This window comes from Wujia sp., from assembly GCF_056872695.1.
In genome coordinates this window covers 111,662-128,034 of sequence record NZ_DBMFCD010000004.1, presented here as the reverse complement: position 1 = coordinate 128,034, position 16,373 = coordinate 111,662, and the positions used below count along the sequence as shown (strand labels likewise).

The 16,373-nt window shown below is 41.1% G+C and carries 12 protein-coding genes; 11 read left to right on the top strand and 1 reads right to left on the bottom strand.

What is annotated here, in order from left to right:
• Nucleotides 1–25: 25 nt before the first annotated feature.
• From fusA to ACZQK9_RS05655, 11 genes are all read left to right on the top strand, one after another.
• Complete coding sequence (gene fusA, locus ACZQK9_RS05705) at nucleotides 26–2,143, top strand: elongation factor G (protein ID WP_177982257.1); 2,118 nt, start codon at nucleotides 26–28, stop codon at nucleotides 2,141–2,143.
• Nucleotides 2,144–2,288: 145 nt separating this feature from the next.
• Entirely contained in the window at nucleotides 2,289–3,476 is a 1,188-nt protein-coding gene (gene tuf / locus ACZQK9_RS05700) for an elongation factor Tu (RefSeq protein WP_178018386.1), read from the top strand.
• Nucleotides 3,477–4,527: 1,051 nt separating this feature from the next.
• A complete protein-coding gene (locus ACZQK9_RS05695) occupies nucleotides 4,528–5,148 on the top strand; it encodes an alpha/beta fold hydrolase (RefSeq protein WP_483269933.1) in 621 nt (206 codons plus the stop codon).
• A 136-nt stretch (nucleotides 5,149–5,284) separates the two neighbouring features.
• A complete protein-coding gene (locus tag ACZQK9_RS05690; protein ID WP_216506012.1) occupies nucleotides 5,285–5,851 on the top strand; it encodes a TetR/AcrR family transcriptional regulator in 567 nt (188 codons plus the stop codon).
• 171 nt (nucleotides 5,852–6,022) lie between these two features.
• Nucleotides 6,023–7,816, top strand: coding sequence for an oleate hydratase (locus ACZQK9_RS05685; RefSeq protein ID WP_483269932.1), 1,794 nt, complete (start codon nucleotides 6,023–6,025; stop codon nucleotides 7,814–7,816).
• A 205-nt stretch (nucleotides 7,817–8,021) separates the two neighbouring features.
• Nucleotides 8,022–9,035, top strand: a complete 1,014-nt coding sequence (locus ACZQK9_RS05680) for a DUF6892 domain-containing protein (protein WP_483269931.1) — start codon at nucleotides 8,022–8,024, stop codon at nucleotides 9,033–9,035.
• Between the two features lie 272 nt (nucleotides 9,036–9,307).
• Nucleotides 9,308–10,249 carry a hypothetical protein gene (locus ACZQK9_RS05675; protein ID WP_483269930.1) on the top strand — a complete coding sequence of 314 codons (942 nt, stop codon included), beginning with the start codon at nucleotides 9,308–9,310 and terminating at the stop codon, nucleotides 10,247–10,249.
• A gap of 105 nt (nucleotides 10,250–10,354) precedes the next feature.
• Nucleotides 10,355–11,227, top strand: a complete 873-nt coding sequence (locus ACZQK9_RS05670; RefSeq protein WP_483269929.1) for a DUF6033 family protein — start codon at nucleotides 10,355–10,357, stop codon at nucleotides 11,225–11,227.
• Between the two features lie 11 nt (nucleotides 11,228–11,238).
• Nucleotides 11,239–11,841 (top strand): hypothetical protein, encoded by a 603-nt coding sequence (locus tag ACZQK9_RS05665; RefSeq protein ID WP_483269928.1) that lies wholly within the window; start codon nucleotides 11,239–11,241, stop codon nucleotides 11,839–11,841.
• A 179-nt stretch (nucleotides 11,842–12,020) separates the two neighbouring features.
• Nucleotides 12,021–12,275, top strand: a complete 255-nt coding sequence (locus ACZQK9_RS05660; RefSeq protein WP_483269927.1) for a hypothetical protein — start codon at nucleotides 12,021–12,023, stop codon at nucleotides 12,273–12,275.
• A 61-nt stretch (nucleotides 12,276–12,336) separates the two neighbouring features.
• The gene (locus ACZQK9_RS05655; RefSeq protein ID WP_483269926.1) at nucleotides 12,337–14,625 is read left to right on the top strand and encodes a DUF6070 family protein; all 2,289 of its coding nucleotides are present in this window, start codon (nucleotides 12,337–12,339) and stop codon (nucleotides 14,623–14,625) included.
• On the opposite strand, the gene ACZQK9_RS05650 is transcribed toward ACZQK9_RS05655, so the two are convergent.
• Nucleotides 14,579–16,372, bottom strand: coding sequence for a BlaR1 family beta-lactam sensor/signal transducer (locus tag ACZQK9_RS05650; RefSeq protein WP_483269925.1), 1,794 nt, complete (start codon nucleotides 16,370–16,372; stop codon nucleotides 14,579–14,581). The genes ACZQK9_RS05655 and ACZQK9_RS05650 overlap by 47 nt on opposite strands.
• Nucleotide 16,373: the final 1 nt, after the last annotated feature.

Sequence of the window (16,373 nt, the reverse complement as noted above, 5' to 3'; positions counted from 1 at the left end):
ATACTAAAATAAGGAGGAAAAAACCTTGGCTGGAAGAGAATATCCACTTGATAGAACAAGAAACATCGGTATCATGGCACATATTGATGCTGGTAAGACAACTCTTACAGAGAGAATTCTTTACTATACCGGTGTAAACTATAAGATTGGTGAGACTCATGATGGCGCTTCTACCATGGACTGGATGGAGCAGGAGAAAGAGCGTGGTATCACAATCACATCTGCTGCTACAACATGTCACTGGACATTAGAGGATCATCATAAGAAGAAGCCAGGTGCTTTAGAGCACCGTATCAACATCATCGATACTCCGGGACACGTAGACTTTACTGTTGAGGTAGAGCGTTCACTTCGTGTATTGGACGGAGCAGTTGGTGTATTTGATGCAAAGGCTGGTGTTGAGCCACAGTCAGAGAACGTATGGCGTCAGGCTGACACATACAATGTTCCACGTATGGCATTTATCAATAAGATGGATAAGATGGGTGCAGACTTCTTCATGTCTGTACAGACAATCATTGACCGTCTTGGCAAGAATGCAATTCCTGTACAGATTCCAATCGGACAGGAGGATGATTTCATCGGACTGATCGATCTGTTCGAGATGGATGCATACTATTATAAGAACGATGAGGGTACAGATATCGAGATCACAGAGGTTCCTGCAGATTTGAAGGAGCTTGCTGATAAGTGGCATGAGAATCTGGTAGAGAAGTGTTGTGAGCTTGATGATGACCTTATGATGCAGTATCTTGAGGGTGAGGAGCCATCTGTCGCTGATATGAAGGCTGCACTCCGTAAGGGTACAATCGCAAACGAGGCAGTTCCTGTATTCTGTGGTTCTGCATACAAGAACAAGGGTGTCCAGAAGATGCTTGATGGTGTCATTGAGTATATGCCTGCTCCTACAGATATCCCTGATATCACAGGTACAGACGAAGATGGTAACGAGGTAACTCGTCCTTCATCTGATGAGGCTCCATTTGCAGCACTTGCATTTAAGATTATGACAGATCCTTTCGTAGGAAAGTTAGCATTCTTCAGAGTATATTCCGGTACATTGAACTCAGGTTCTTATGTACTGAACGCAACAAAGGGTAAGAAGGAACGTGTAGGACGTATCGTTCAGATGCATGCAAATTCACGTACAGAGATTGACAAGGTTTACTCTGGTGATATCGCTGCAGCAGTTGGATTCAAGGTTACAACAACCGGTGATACAATCTGTGACGAGCAGCATCCGGTAATCCTTGAGTCTATGGAATTCCCTGAGCCGGTTATTGAGCTTGCTATCGAGCCAAAGACAAAGAATGATCAGGGTAAGATGGGTGAAGCTTTGGCAAAGCTTGCTGAAGAAGATCCTACATTCCGTGCACATACAGACAAAGAGACAGGTCAGACAATCATCGCAGGTATGGGCGAGCTTCACTTGGAAGTTATCGTTGATCGTCTTCTCCGTGAGTTTAAGGTTGAGGCAAACGTTGGTGCACCTCAGGTTGCTTACAAGGAGACATTTACAAAGGCTGTTGATGTAGATAGCAAGTATGCGAAGCAGTCTGGTGGTCGTGGTCAGTATGGTCACTGTAAGGTTAAGTTCGAGCCTATGGATCCAAACGGCGAAGAGCAGTTTATTTTCGAGTCAACTGTTGTCGGTGGTGCTATTCCTAAGGAATATATCCCAGCTGTTGGTGAAGGTATCGAGGAAGCAGCAAAGGCTGGTATTCTTGGCGGATATCCGGTACTTGGTGTTAAGGCAAACGTTTATGATGGTTCTTACCATGAAGTCGATTCTTCAGAGATGGCATTCCACATCGCTGGTTCTATGGCATTCAAGGATGCTATGGCAAAGGGTGGAGCAGTGCTTCTTGAGCCTATCATGAAGGTTGAGGTTACAATGCCTGAGGAATATCTCGGTGATGTAATCGGTAGCCTGAATGCAAAGCGTGGACAGATCCAGAGCATGGACGATATCGGTGGTGGAAAGATTGTTAAGGCATTGGTTCCACTTGCTGAGATGTTCGGTTACTCTACAGAGCTTCGTTCTTCTACACAGGGACGTGGTAACTACTCAATGTTCTTCGAGAAGTATGAGCAGTGTCCAAAGAACATTCAGGAGAAGGTTCTTGCAAACAAGAACGCATAATTTGTCTGCAAAGTATATTTGTGGTATAAATTTATAAAAATGCTTGAAAATATCGCTATATTTTAATATAATGATTTTTAGCCGAGTAAACGCCCGGAAAGGGCAATAAAATGCCCGGAGGGGCTATATTAAGGAGGAAATTATAATGGCAAAGGAAAAGTTTAACAGATCAAAGCCACATTGTAACATTGGTACAATCGGACACGTTGACCACGGTAAAACTACTTTAACAGCTGCAATTACAAAGGTATTGGCTGCTAGAGTTGCTGGTAACACAGCTACAGATTTCGAGAACATCGATAAGGCTCCAGAAGAGAGAGAAAGAGGTATCACTATCTCTACAGCTCACGTTGAGTACGAGACAGAGAAGAGACATTACGCACACGTTGACTGTCCGGGCCATGCTGACTATGTAAAGAACATGATCACTGGTGCTGCACAGATGGATGGTGCTATCCTCGTTGTTGCTGCAACTGATGGTGTTATGGCTCAGACAAAGGAGCATATCCTTCTTTCACGTCAGGTAGGTGTACCTTATATCGTAGTATTCTTGAACAAGTGCGATATGGTTGACGATGAGGAGCTTCTTGAGCTCGTTGAGATGGAAGTTACAGAGCAGCTTGAAGAGTATGATTTCACAGATTGCCCAATCGTTAAGGGTTCTGCTCTTAAGGCTCTTGAAGATCCAATGGGTCCTTGGGGCGACAAGATCATGGAACTTATGGATACAGTAGATTCTTACATTCCAGATCCTCAGAGAGATACAGATAAGGACTTCATCATGCCTGTTGAGGACGTATTCACAATCACAGGTCGTGGTACTGTTGCAACTGGTAGAGTTGAGGCTGGTGTTATTCATCTTAACGACGAAGTTGAAATCGTTGGTATCAAGCCAGAGAAGCAGAAGACAACTGTAACAGGTATCGAGATGTTCCGTAAGCTCCTTGACGAAGGTCAGGCTGGTGATAACATCGGTGCTCTTCTTCGTGGTATCAAGAGAGAGGATATCGTACGTGGACAGGTTCTTTGTAAGCCAGGTTCAATCACATGTCATACAAAGTTCACAGCTCAGGTTTACGTTCTGACAAAGGACGAGGGTGGTCGTCATACACCATTCTTCAACAACTATCGTCCACAGTTCTACTTCAGAACAACTGATGTAACTGGTGTATGTAACCTTCCAGCTGGTACAGAGATGTGCATGCCTGGTGATAACGTAGAGATGACAATCGAGCTCATCCACCCAATCGCTATGAGCCAGGGTCTTACATTCGCTATCCGTGAGGGTGGTAGAACAGTAGGTTCAGGAAGAGTTGCTACTATCATCGAGTAATCTTTGATAGCACCTCAAAAGGTTAGATTTTATGGGGCTTTCCGAGTAATCGGGAAGCCCTTTTTGTAACATGAAATAAGTGAAAAGAATAGTAAAGATAGAGTTAGCGGCGCTAATACGGTGCCAAAAATAAAAACTCCAGCGAATTTAGATATCCGTTGGAGAAAAATCTTTGACATATGAGATACATAGTGTTAATATAATGGTAGAAAAGGTGCTACCGATAGACGGTCAGCCCAAGTAAATTAGATTGACAAAAATGCCGCTTAGTTTACCAGACAGGGCGGCTATTTTTGTGTTTTATTGCTCCCGATGGCATATCCAAGTCCAAAAGCAGTCAAGCATAAGCTAATAACTGCAATCAGACCTTCAATAGTCAGCATTGGCATCCCCTCCTTTAGCAAGATTTCCGACAGACAAGCTGGGGATTTCTATGTAATCAGAGGGTCACAGTCCCTCTGTTGAAGGACTAACCGCCTACCGTTATGGTAGCACCCATGAGCCGATTGTAACAGACTAAATTCGATTTATCAATCCTTAAAATATCATTTCAGATAAAAACTCCAGTGAACACACATATTCACTGGAGCTATTTTTTACCATCCTTTAATCTGTTTTATCTGTTCTGCTCTTTCCGCATCCTTATGATACAGCAGCTTAAATTGTATCGTTTGCTTCCAAGTATCCGAGGCTTGCGGATATTTACAATAAACTGGAGAAACAGAATACTGCTATTTATGGGAGGGAGCAACAGCTTGCAAATGTGGAAAAGGAGCTTGCCGAAACAAAGAGTATATTCAATGCAAAACAGCGCAAGGAATTGCAGAAACTTTCGATCAAATGAAGTGGGTAGGGCTGATGAATAATGTGCGAAGTTCGGCAGAGAAAATTGTATTAATAGAGTTGATATATGTGTAGTTTGGGTGTGGAGTGTAAAGCTCCGCATTCTTAAATTGAGGGTGCAGAATAACATTGGCTATGATATAATCAGCTTTGATTGATAGAAAACTTTGAAGTCAATGAAATATGTCATATAAAAAAGAGGTGTCAAATGAAATATATACTTTTACATGGAATGGGGCAAAATGCTTCAAGTTGGGATGAAACAGTATCATATTTATCCAATACTGTTGAAACAATCTGTCCGGAACTAAGCGATTTTTTTACTGAAGAAAACTGTTATTACACTAAAATGTATAGTTCCTTTTGTGAATATTGTAATAATTTTTCTGGGCCATTAAACTTGTGTGGTCTTTCACTTGGAGCGGTTTTGGCATTGAATTATGCTATCGATTACCCACAAAAAGTAAAGTCACTTATACTTATTGCACCGCAGTATAATATGCCGAAATTTCTGCTCAAGGTACAGAATGTGTTATTTAAATTTATGCCTGAAAGTCAGTTCAAAGATATAGGACTAACAAAAAAGGACTTTATTACCCTTACAAATTCGATGGCTAATATGAATTTTGCAAGTGAGCTTGAAAATGTTGCTTGTCCTGTACTTGTTCTTTGTGGAGAAAAGGATAATGTTAATAAAAAGGCAGCGGTAAAGATTGCCGAAAGACTATCAAGAGCTAAATTCAGCACGATTGAAAATTCAGGACATGAGGTTAACATTGATAATCCGAAAGGACTAGCTAAGATAATAGAGAAATTAAATGTAGTTTAGGACATATTGTTGATGAAAGGTGAATTTATCAAACACAACATCTCTCCCAACCAATGGTTGAGTTTGATAATTCTACTTAGTCAAAGCTATGTTTGGCAGGTGAAAACAGCGGAACAGATAGGAGGTGTCAGGCAGCATGAGCAAGGCAACGACAAAGTTTGCAATTGCATTTGCGTTTAAGGAATTATTATTAGAAAAATCAATTGATAAAATAACAATCAATGACATTACGGAAAAATGTGGGATAAACCGGCAGACTTTTTACTATCATTTTCATGATATATATGAGTTGATTGAATGGATTTGCGAAACAGATGCAGATCATGTCCTGAAACAGAATAAAACATATGATACATGGCAGGAAGGATTTCTGGCAATATTTCATCTACTGAAAAAGGACGAACCCTTTGTTGTCAACATCTATCATAATGCTCCGCGAGGATATATTTACCGCTATTTGTATAAAGTAACGTATCAGCTGATATATGATGTACTTGAAGAAAAAGCGGAAGGTATGGTTGTGCGGGAAGAGGATAAAACATTCATTGCGGATTTTTACAAATATGGGTTTGTCGGACTGGTGTTAGAATGGATTGACAAGGGGATGAAGGAGGATCCGAAACAGATCATAGAAAGATTGAATGCATTGATTCAGGGATCTTTCGCGCATGCATTGAATAATGCAAAACTGAACAAGAACTGATTGCGACAAACCCCGTAGTTTGTCGTATATGGATGCAATGTAAGAGGATTGTCGCTTTCTATGACAGTTCTCTTTTTTTGTGCATAGTAGGAAGAAGATTTTGTGGATATACTGTGTATATGGAAACAAAGAAAAATGTCACAGTTTAAACAAAAAAGGAGTGTGTTTATTATGTATTATTCAGCAGGAACTTATGAAGCATTTGCAAGACCAGAAAAACCGGAGGGTGCTGACCGGAAATCAGCATATATCATTGGAACAGGATTGGCTGGGCTTTCTGCCGCCTTTTATCTGGTGAGGGATGGGCAGGTAAAGGGAGAGCGTATTCATCTCCTTGAGAAGCTGGATCTTGCCGGAGGCAGCTGCGATGGAAGAAAGGATGTCCGAAAAGGCTTTTACATGCGTGGCGGAAGAGAAATGGACAACCACTTTGAATGTATGTGGGATATGTTCCGGGATGTTCCTTCGATAGAGACGCCGGGCGTCTCTGTCCTGGATGAGTATTATTGGTTAAACAAGCATGATCCGAATTATTCCCTTTGCAGAGCTTCTGAGAAATGCGGGCAGGATGCACATACAGATAAGAAATTTACACTTGATAAGGATTCAGCCCTGGCATTGTCAAAGTTGTTTATGACACCGGAAAAAGATTTGGAGGATAAGAAAATCAGTGAGATATTGCCGGATTCCTTCTGGGACACGAATTTCTGGCTGTACTGGCAGACCATGTTTGCATTCCAGAGATGGTCATCTGCATTGGAAATGAAACGGTATTTATGCAGATATTGCCATCATATTGATGGACTTCCGGATTTTTCCGCACTCCGCTTTACGAAATACAATCAATACGAGAGCATGATTCTTCCGCTTGTAAAATATCTCGAAAGCCATGGCGTGTCAGTCGAGTATGGCATGGATGTCAAAAATGTTGTTATCAAAGATGAAAATGGTAAAAAAACTGCCACACAGATTGTATATGAGAAGGATGGAAAACCTGGTACAATTGATTTGATTGAGGATGATCTGGTCTTTATAACAAATGGATGCTGTACAGATACTTCCTGCTATGGAGATCAGAATACAGCGCCGGATTTGAGCCGGATTAAAAACGGTGCAGGCGAATCTTGGGATTTGTGGAAGAATATTGCTGCACAGGCAAAGAATGGCGAGTATGGTAATCCGGATAAATTCTGCGACAATTTTGAGGCAACAAACTGGATGAGTGCAACAGTGGAAACCTCGGATGAAGAGATTATCCAGAAGATTATCAGCATTTGCAAGCGGGATCCGAGAGAGGGAAAGGTAACAACCGGAGGAATTGTGACAGTGAAGGATAGTACCGACAACTGGTATCTTTCATGGACAATCAATCGTCAGCCGCAGTTTAAAGCGCAGGATAAAAATACAGTTTTGATCTGGGTATATGCACTTACAACAAATAAAGAAGGAAATTATGTGAAGAAGGCAATGCGGGATTGTACAGGTGAAGAAGTTTGCCGGGAGTGGCTGTATCACATTGGCGTGCCGACAGATCAGATTGACGATTGGGCAAAAAATCGCTGCAATACAACAACCTGCTTCATGCCATATATCAATGCGTTCTTCCAGCCAAGAAAAGAAAGTGATCGTCCGCTCGTTGTTCCGGAAGGCGCTGTCAATTTTGCATTCCTGGGACAGTTTGCGGAGACACCGAGAGATACTATTTTCACAACAGAATACTCCATCCGTACGGGTATGGAAGCAGTTTACACACTTATGAACGTAGATCGTGGTGTTCCGGAAGTGTGGGGTTCTAAGTACGATGTACGGGAATTGCTGCGGGCCGCATATTATGCAGTTGATAAAAAGCCGATTGATGAACTTCCGCTTTCTCTCAAAGAAAAGATTGTCTTAAAGAAAGTAATAAAAGCTGTGGAAGGAACCGACCTGGAGATTTTGCTAAAGGAAAGTGGATTACTTCGGTAGGAGAGATTATTCACTGATATGGATTTAAGCAAAATGTCTCAGATGACAATATAAGTAAGAGCAAGGAAAGAGGAAGCATGTGCGATGTTTCCTCTTTTTGTGCAATATGCCATTGATTCTGATTATTGATTGAAGATTATAGTTGTTATGGTACAATATATTCGTAAATTCCTATTTAACATTGAAAGAGGGGGTGCAATAAGTAATGAATCAGGTAGAGGTTTTGGATAATGGTGTAGTATTGAATGGCAATTTGCTGACATTCCCACTTTCCTATGAAGATATACGTGCATTATTCGGTGAGGCTCGGATAAATGTTCAAAGTGATAATCATTTTGAGTATTTCTATGATGAGCTGGGAATATCGTTTGAGGGGGCAACTGCATATCTTCGGAACTTAAAAAAACAGAAAGCTTATATAGATGAGACGCATAATATTACATCTATGACGATGTATGTTACAGGGAAAAAAGTATTCGCAGAATCAAAGACAGAAAAATGTTATATTGGTGGACTAAAAGTCTTAAATCAAAATATGTCACACGACAGATTATATCCATATATTTTAGGCTACGGCTATAATTCAGAAATTAAGGATGAGCAGGGGAATATGGTTCGGCAGATTCATATGGATATTGTTCTGAAGGTAGAAGATGAATTAAAGAGAAAAGATATTCCGGTCTATGATGGAGATCAAATTCTATTAGATGTATATATCGGATTCAAACCGGAACGTCCAAAGAGTGATGAGAACTATAATATCACGGTTTCGGATGAACCTTGTCTGATATTCGATACATTTAATTTTAAGCTCGCCGTGATACAGGAGCTCATGTATAATCAGGAAGTCTTGAAACCATATTTTGATATATATGATTATATGATTTTCAAAAAAGCACATTGGAATCTTGGAACAGATAAAAATGTACGCGCCGCGGTAAGCTTCTTTAAGGAATTACCGATTCCGGCAAGTCTTGCAGGGCTGGTCAAGGAAATTAATATGGATGGTTCCGACGAAATCTATATGCAGATAGCACCAGAGTGGGACGGAAGAGACGAAAGATTCGATTTCAGAAAAGTAACAAAATCGGAGATGGAGCAGTTCCCAAATCTGAAGAAAATGCTCATTTTTGGAAATGAACGTGACGCAGAAAGTCTTAGAAAAGTATGTGATCCGTTGGGGATTGCAGTGGAACCTATGGCTTGTACGTCTGTTTAGATTAGAAGAGATATATTTATATATTCTTGGCTTTTATTTATATTACTTGATTTAAAAGGTTAACCAATCCCCTTCCCAATCCGATAACATACATATAAAAGCTCAAAAGGAATTGAGTTCAAAAAACTTCAAGGATGAAGTAATAAGGTTTTCAGAGGTATAGGGGATTACTATACCTATTTCTGTATTATTTCTTTACCCTTGTAGTGGGCTTATTTCCTATGTGAAAATGCGTAATTTATAGTTGTGATAAAAAGATCGGAGCCTGTATCATGGAAACGCAGGTGAAACAGTATAAATCGGGAGGTGAGACGATGTATACAGGAACGATTCAAAGTCAGGTCAGTCTGCAAATGCTGGATCTGAAATGGCAGAAAAAGAAACAGGATATCAACAGTAAGAAGGATACAGAGGGTATGACGCAGGATGAGATCCTGTTGGACAATCTGGAACGACAGGCGCAGACGGAGAGGGAGCGTTCTGCGACCAGTGAGCTGTATACGAAGTTGAAAACCGGCGGAACCTTGACGGAAGAGGAAATCGCATATCTGAAAGAACATGATCCGGAAGCACTTGCGGAATATGAGAAAGCGCAGACGGAGAAGAAAGCGTATGAAAACGCACTGAAAAATTGCCGGACAAAGGAAGATGTACAACGACTCAAATTGAACCGCATGGGAAGCTTTGCGGCACAGGCGAAGGAAATCGCAAGCAATCCGTATATTCCGAAGGACAAGAAGGTAGTGCTTATGCAGCGGCTGAATAATGAGGTGTGCATGATCCGTGATGCACATCAGGCGTTTGAGAAGAGCCGGGCATATGAGGAGCTTCCGGAGGAACAAGAGCTGCGCAGGGAGGCAGCAGAGGAATCTGCAGAGAAAATGGAGCATCAAAAGGATACAGAGCAGGCAGAAACGACAGAAGATTCAAAAGTCGACAATAAAAATAAGGCAGATGCAGAGGCTGAGGAAGTGGATGAACCGCAATCTGATGTAAAATCGGAAATGTCTGATGTATACGAAACGGTAGAAATTGCAAATGTAGAGTCACATGAAAAAATAAAACCGCCGGAATTGCAGAAGACAGCCGGTGATGCAAGCATGGCACGCAGGCAGCAGGAAGCTGCACAGACATTTACAGAGATAACAGAGGAAATCAAACGATTTCTGCGACGCAATCACAGTGGCAGAGGAAGCTTTACAGCACAGGTATGAGGAGAAACCGATATGAACGAAGTTCATATTTAGGATCGGTTCCGACGACCAGCCGCCGAACGGATGTGAGGGGGCATTACATATTACATGAAGGGAGAGAAAGAAATGGCAAATTTATATGGAGTATCTGCGTATCAGCAGACGAACAACACGTGGAACAACACCCGCACGAATAACACGAAGACAGACCGGAAGAATGCGGAGAAAACAGATGCACAGAAAACAGAGACAGACAACGTGAAGGCAACGACCTTCAACCCAGCCGATACGACAGGTTCGCTCGTGCCGACAACGAAGAACGGATATGGGACGGTAATCGGAAATGTGGAGCTGTCTGACAAAGCGAAGGACTATTACAACAAACTGAAAGCCAAGTTTGGAAATATGGATTTTATACTTGTAAGCAAGGACATGAAATCACAGGTGCAGGCAAATGCGGCGGCATATGGAAATGCGAGCAAGCAGGTTGTTCTGATCGACGATGAGAAAATTGAGAAGATGGCAACGGATGAGTCTTTCCGGAGAAAATATGAAGGAATTATTGCGATGTCACAGGCAAAGCTGCAGGAGGCAAAAAACAGTCTGACAAGCAGCGGTGCCAGTGTAAATAACTTTGGTATGTCGGTTGACGCAAATGGAAAGGCAACTTTCTTTGCAACTGTGGAAAAGGCGGCGAAAAAGAAGGCGGAAAAGAAAGCAGCAGAGAAGAAGGCTGCACAGAAGAAAGCGGAAAAGGCGAAAGATCAGAAGCTTGCTGAGAAAAAAACAGCAGAAAAGAAGACCGATGAGAAGCGCGCGGAAGAATCCAAAAATGAGGAAACAACGATTGCAGATGAGAAGGAATACGTGCAGATCACAGCCGGTTCAATGGAAGAGCTGATTGACAAAGTTTCTTCTTATGCATATGAGAACTCCGAGCGAAATGTACTCACAGAAAGTGAAAAGAGCGTTGGACAGAAATTTGATTTCCGGGGATAGAGGTGACAGGTATGAAGATTGAAGATGCAAGAGAGCGGTACAACGTACAGATCAAAACCTATTACTCGAAGCAGAAGGAATTGTATGCGCAGAAACAGAAACTCGAAGAGAAGATAAAGACGACCGAGAATGGCGCGGAAGTTTACAAGGATGAGTCGGCGATTCTTGAGCTGCAATACAGTGCTGTCGATGAGAAGAGACAGGAATATCAGGATTACATGGACAAACTGATGGAACAGTGGCGCATGATCTCGGACAAGATAGCAAGCAAACAGCAGTCGGACGCTATGGCAGATCAGGCAAAAGAAATGAACAAGATCATGCTTGTTGCAAGGCGCATTATGCATGGGGACAAGGTTCCGGCGAAAGATGAGAAAAAGCTGATGGAATACGATCCGAAGCTTTATATGATGGCAAAAAATGCAGCGGCGATGCTGGAGATGCGAAAACGCAAAGAACATAAATCGCTGTGGGAGGATGAAGAAGAAAAGGAGCAGATAAGTGCAACCGAAGAAGCAAATAATACGGATGCATTTGCGGATGGACCAGAGGTTGTAGATGTGGAAACAACAATTAGCAATGCCACTGGGGAACTCGATACATCAGGAGAATAAAAGATACATTTATGATTCAGTGTAAGTAGTTACAGATATAGATGCAGGAATGGCTTCCCCAAAAGTGGGAAGTCTTTTTTGTTGACAAAAATATATGGCTATCGTAGTGTATAGTTAATCGGGGGACGGAGCTTTTGTCACGATACTGGGTCAAAAGAAGCGTCCAAAGGAGGAGTACAATGGGAAAACGATGGAGCAAATTGCAGAGCAGACTCTATAATCTGATGGATGAAAAAGCGGAATTTCAGATTCATTGCGCTTTGTATGAGATGAATTCAAATGATGGGAATCATGGAAATAAATTGCCACGGTATTTTATAACGATAGGCAAGGATGTGGTGTTCGATTATCCGAAACAGTTTGATGCGACGTTAAAATATGGGTGGAATTCATATCCGTGGGATTGCGATAATCGCGGATGTTGTTTGATTTGACAAACTAATACTACAGCTGTAATATATAAATATTACAAATGTAGTATTAGGAGGAAAACAGATGAAAAAACAACGCTTGATAGCTATGGTGATAAGTATGATATTCCTTTTGACAGGGTGTTTGCACAACAACGGAAAGGGAAATATCAGAATTGAAAGCGAAGAGGAGCAGACCGGTATTTTAGATGAAGGGACTCTGGATCAGTGCTTGCGTGTCTATCAATCCATTTATGATGATGCCAGCAATGATATAACGGATGTTCAAAAACAAACACAGGTTGTGCAGGGAATTGGCTCACTTGGCTATGTTGCTGTTGATGTGGAAAACAAAGTCGATATGGCATGTGCAGAACAATTGCAGGCGTTTATTCAGAGTAAAAAACAGACAAAGGATGCAGACTGTATTATATTTCGTATTGCATTGGATCAGAAGTTTTGGGTATATCGTCTTTTGTCACGTGGGGAAAAAGTGACCATTGAGCAACAGTATATACAATATCATAATCAACAAATGGAGATTTCAGATTTGCAGGAGTATGATGCAACGGAGTTTTGTTATACGCAGGAGGGGTATTTGTTTATAGAAGGGTATTGGGTTTCTGATCAGATGTCGGCGTTGCTTGCGGCACCGGAAGAGGAACATATTGCGTTTCGTGTGGAAGTATTAGATGCGGCGTATAAGGCAATGAATGAAGCTTATATAGAACCTATTTCGTATAGTTTGAATAATGTATTTCTTGTAGATTGGGATGCTGAACATTGGGGACAGCTGGATTTCTATGATATCTTTGTCAAATTTTATCAGGAATGTTATCAGAAAGAATGTCCATACAAAAGGAGCGAGGATTTGTCGGTTGGAATGGAATATCAGATTCCACAGGATGAATTCGAAAATGTAATAAGGATGCATTTCCCAATTGAAGTTGAAACATTGCGCAAACTGCTTCGGTATAATTCGGACACACAAACATATCTTTTTCGACCACGGAGTATGGATGAGATAGATTATGCGGAAATTCCGTATTCCGAGGTTGTCGGTTGTGTGCAAAATGCAGATGGTTCAATGACACTTACAGTAAACGCGGTTTTTCCTTTGAAAAATACTTCCCGGTTATTTGCACATATGGTAACAGTAAAAAATGAAAATGGTACAATTCATTATTTGCAAAATCGCATAATAAATAATTCCGAGGGAGAACATTGGTGGCATAGTGATCGTTATACGGATGAGGAATGGCAGGAACGGTATGGGATTTCGGATGAAAACAATATATTTCCAAAGCCAGAAACAGAATTGCTGACGAATGAGGAAAAAGAGCAGATAGATGCATCAATTATGGAGCATGCAGAAAGCATCTGGGATGTGTATGAACACGTAGAACTTGAAGATGGATTATTTTATACATCGAATATAAAGAATTTTACGGACGAACAGAGAAGTGAGGTGGTAAGCAGACTGGCAAATTCTGGAGTCGTGGCGGTAACTGATGGCGAAGATATGAGAAATGGTGATTTGCTAGTCGCATTTTATGAGTCGGTTCAGGAGGGCGTAGATGCAGATGTAACTGTATATAGTGTGTTGGAGGATGGGCTGCTGACAGGAATTACATTTGTACATCGTAACGGGCAATTACAAACGTATTATGTAGGTATTCGACCAGATGAAAACAAGAGACCGTCGATGATCGGAAGAAATGCATATGATGTCAAATTTATCAATTATACAGAGAAGGGATATTTTATCTATGCTTACAAATATATTCCCGTACATGCGAGTCTGTGTAATTATTGGCGTGTAAAACCACTTTCCGATACGTGTAAGGCATTGACGGAGAAATATGTATCCGGTTTGGATTATCAAAAATACAATTTGCTTTTGATAGATTGGAACACAGAGACGGCAAATGATATTCTGATGGATGGAATTTTTGAGGATTTATATCATATTGCATATGGCGAGCCATATAGAGAATCTACAGATTGCATTCCGGGCGACCTGTTTGAACGGATTATGACAACATATCTTCCGGTTACCATAGAACAGCTCCGAAATGCATATACCTATGATGCGGAAAAACATGTGTATTATCAGGATATTGTGTACAATTATCCATATTCACCTTTTGGAGAAGTGGTTGATTATCAATATAATGCAGATGGAACTTTAAGCCTGTATGTAGATGGTGTCTGGCCAGATAAAAATTCTGATTGTGCATTTGTGAATAAGCTGGTTGTACAGACTTTTTCGGATGGAACATTTCGAATCTTATCCAATCACGTAGAGGAAAAGGAGCTGGAGCTTCCTACGATTCGTCCCAGAGATGAAGCATCGACAGAACCGCCAATGTGAGTGTAGATGCGGTTTTACCGTTCGCGTAGTCAGAAGCCTGTATATTGGTTGCAAAGATATACGTGTTTGTATCTGAAATCACATATCCGATAAACCATCCGTTCGTATCTTTCTCATCTATCCGTCCGGTTCCGGTTTTTCCATATAGTTTTCCATGTGTAGATGAGGTTATGTAAAGGGAGTCCTTGACGGCATTCATCTGGTCGGTGGAAAAAGAAAGTTCATTTTTATATAGTCTGGTCAGCAGAAGTACCTGCTCGACTGGAGAAATCTTCAGAGAAGTTTCCATTCCAAATATACTGGATGTATCTTTGGGTGACTGGTTTCCATATTGTAACAGGTGCAGATAATTGCTTTGCATTTCTGTGCTGAGTCTGGACAGGATTGCGTCGAAGTACCAGTTGACAGAATATTTCATTGCAGAGGAGAGCGTTTGATCCGCTTCCCAGTTGGAAAAAGGATATGACTCATGATTCCACTCTAATTTGGAATTATCAATCGTGATGATTTGCTGATCAAGACCGAACAGGGCACAGTACGGTTTATAGGTGGAATTTGGAGCAATACGCGTGACTGCCTGATCCAGATTGTATATGCTCCATGTGTCTTCGGCAATATCATACAAAACAAAACTTCCAGAGTACAACTGATACTGATCAGATAAATCAAGTGAAGTTATGGAGACCGATTTTGTATCCCACTGGTAATGGAGTGAGTCAGAAGCATGAACGGACAGCCAGGGAGTACCACACAGGATTACAAGAAGTGACAGCAGAAAGGATAAAATGCTGCGCAGTTTCTTCTGAATAGTCAGAGGCTGGTGTTGTTTGATGTTCAAAATCCGACGTTTCATCTGCTTGGCATTTTCACTCAAATTATTTAGCAGGGAAAGGGGCGTGTTAGTTTGCTTATCAACAAAATGGAGCAGGGTTACGCCATATGAAATCTGTTCGTTTGCACCAAGGAACTGTAAGACGGAGGTGTCACAAGCAAGTTCACGCTCCGTATAAAATTCCTTTGTGATAAGCCAAATGAGTGGATGAAACCAATATAAGATTCGTATGATATTCATACAGTAATTGAAAATGGCATCTTTATAATAACAGTGCATAAGCTCGTGCAATAATATATATCGGATTTCTTGGTCTTCAAAGTTGGAGATGCAGTGTAATGGCAGAAAGATGGCAGGACGTAGAATTCCTGTGGAGACAGGTGTGTCGATTATGGATGAAGAATACAGTGGGATGGATTTGCGAAGCTGTAATTCGGAAAGACATGTCATATAGATGGCGTGTATGCGTTTGTCCTGCATAAGGTTTGCTGTGCGGCGCATATGGTGCAGTAATACAAGGGAACGCACAAAAGAAAATAGCATAATGAACATGCCGATTCCCCAGATCACACAAAAAATGGTAGAAATATAGACTGGAAACTGTGTACGCATGGAGATTGCGTAATCATATATTTGATTTGTGGATGAGAATATATATTCCGAAGTATTTGAGGTATGGACTGTGTGGCTAAAATGTGCAAGCGGGTGGAACAGATCCTGCATTTTCGTTGATAATGTAGAAAATGAAACTGGCAGAAACGGAACAAGCAGTGTAATCGTAAATGGAATCCAAAGATTAAACTGCATGCGGGGAGTGAGACAATGTTTAAATATTCTCTTCATACATAAAAGTATAAGAACGAAAAGACCGATTGTTATATTGCATAATACGAAGTGAATAAAAAAATTATCCATA

Excerpts from the sequence above, each read along its gene's own strand:
- ACZQK9_RS05695 (WP_483269933.1), top strand. The coding sequence starts at position 4,528 with ATGAAATATATACTTTTACATGGAATGGGGCAAAATGCTTCAAGTTGG.
- ACZQK9_RS05655 (WP_483269926.1), top strand. The coding sequence starts at position 12,337 with ATGAAAAAACAACGCTTGATAGCTATGGTGATAAGTATGATATTCCTT.
- tuf (WP_178018386.1), top strand. The coding sequence starts at position 2,289 with ATGGCAAAGGAAAAGTTTAACAGATCAAAGCCACATTGTAACATTGGT.
- ACZQK9_RS05650 (WP_483269925.1), bottom strand. The coding sequence starts at position 16,372 with ATGGATAATTTTTTTATTCACTTCGTATTATGCAATATAACAATCGGT.
- ACZQK9_RS05680 (WP_483269931.1), top strand. The coding sequence starts at position 8,022 with ATGAATCAGGTAGAGGTTTTGGATAATGGTGTAGTATTGAATGGCAAT.
- ACZQK9_RS05660 (WP_483269927.1), top strand. The coding sequence starts at position 12,021 with ATGGGAAAACGATGGAGCAAATTGCAGAGCAGACTCTATAATCTGATG.
- ACZQK9_RS05670 (WP_483269929.1), top strand. The coding sequence starts at position 10,355 with ATGGCAAATTTATATGGAGTATCTGCGTATCAGCAGACGAACAACACG.
- ACZQK9_RS05675 (WP_483269930.1), top strand. The coding sequence starts at position 9,308 with ATGGAAACGCAGGTGAAACAGTATAAATCGGGAGGTGAGACGATGTAT.
- ACZQK9_RS05685 (WP_483269932.1), top strand. The coding sequence starts at position 6,023 with ATGTATTATTCAGCAGGAACTTATGAAGCATTTGCAAGACCAGAAAAA.
- ACZQK9_RS05690 (WP_216506012.1), top strand. The coding sequence starts at position 5,285 with ATGAGCAAGGCAACGACAAAGTTTGCAATTGCATTTGCGTTTAAGGAA.
- ACZQK9_RS05665 (WP_483269928.1), top strand. The coding sequence starts at position 11,239 with ATGAAGATTGAAGATGCAAGAGAGCGGTACAACGTACAGATCAAAACC.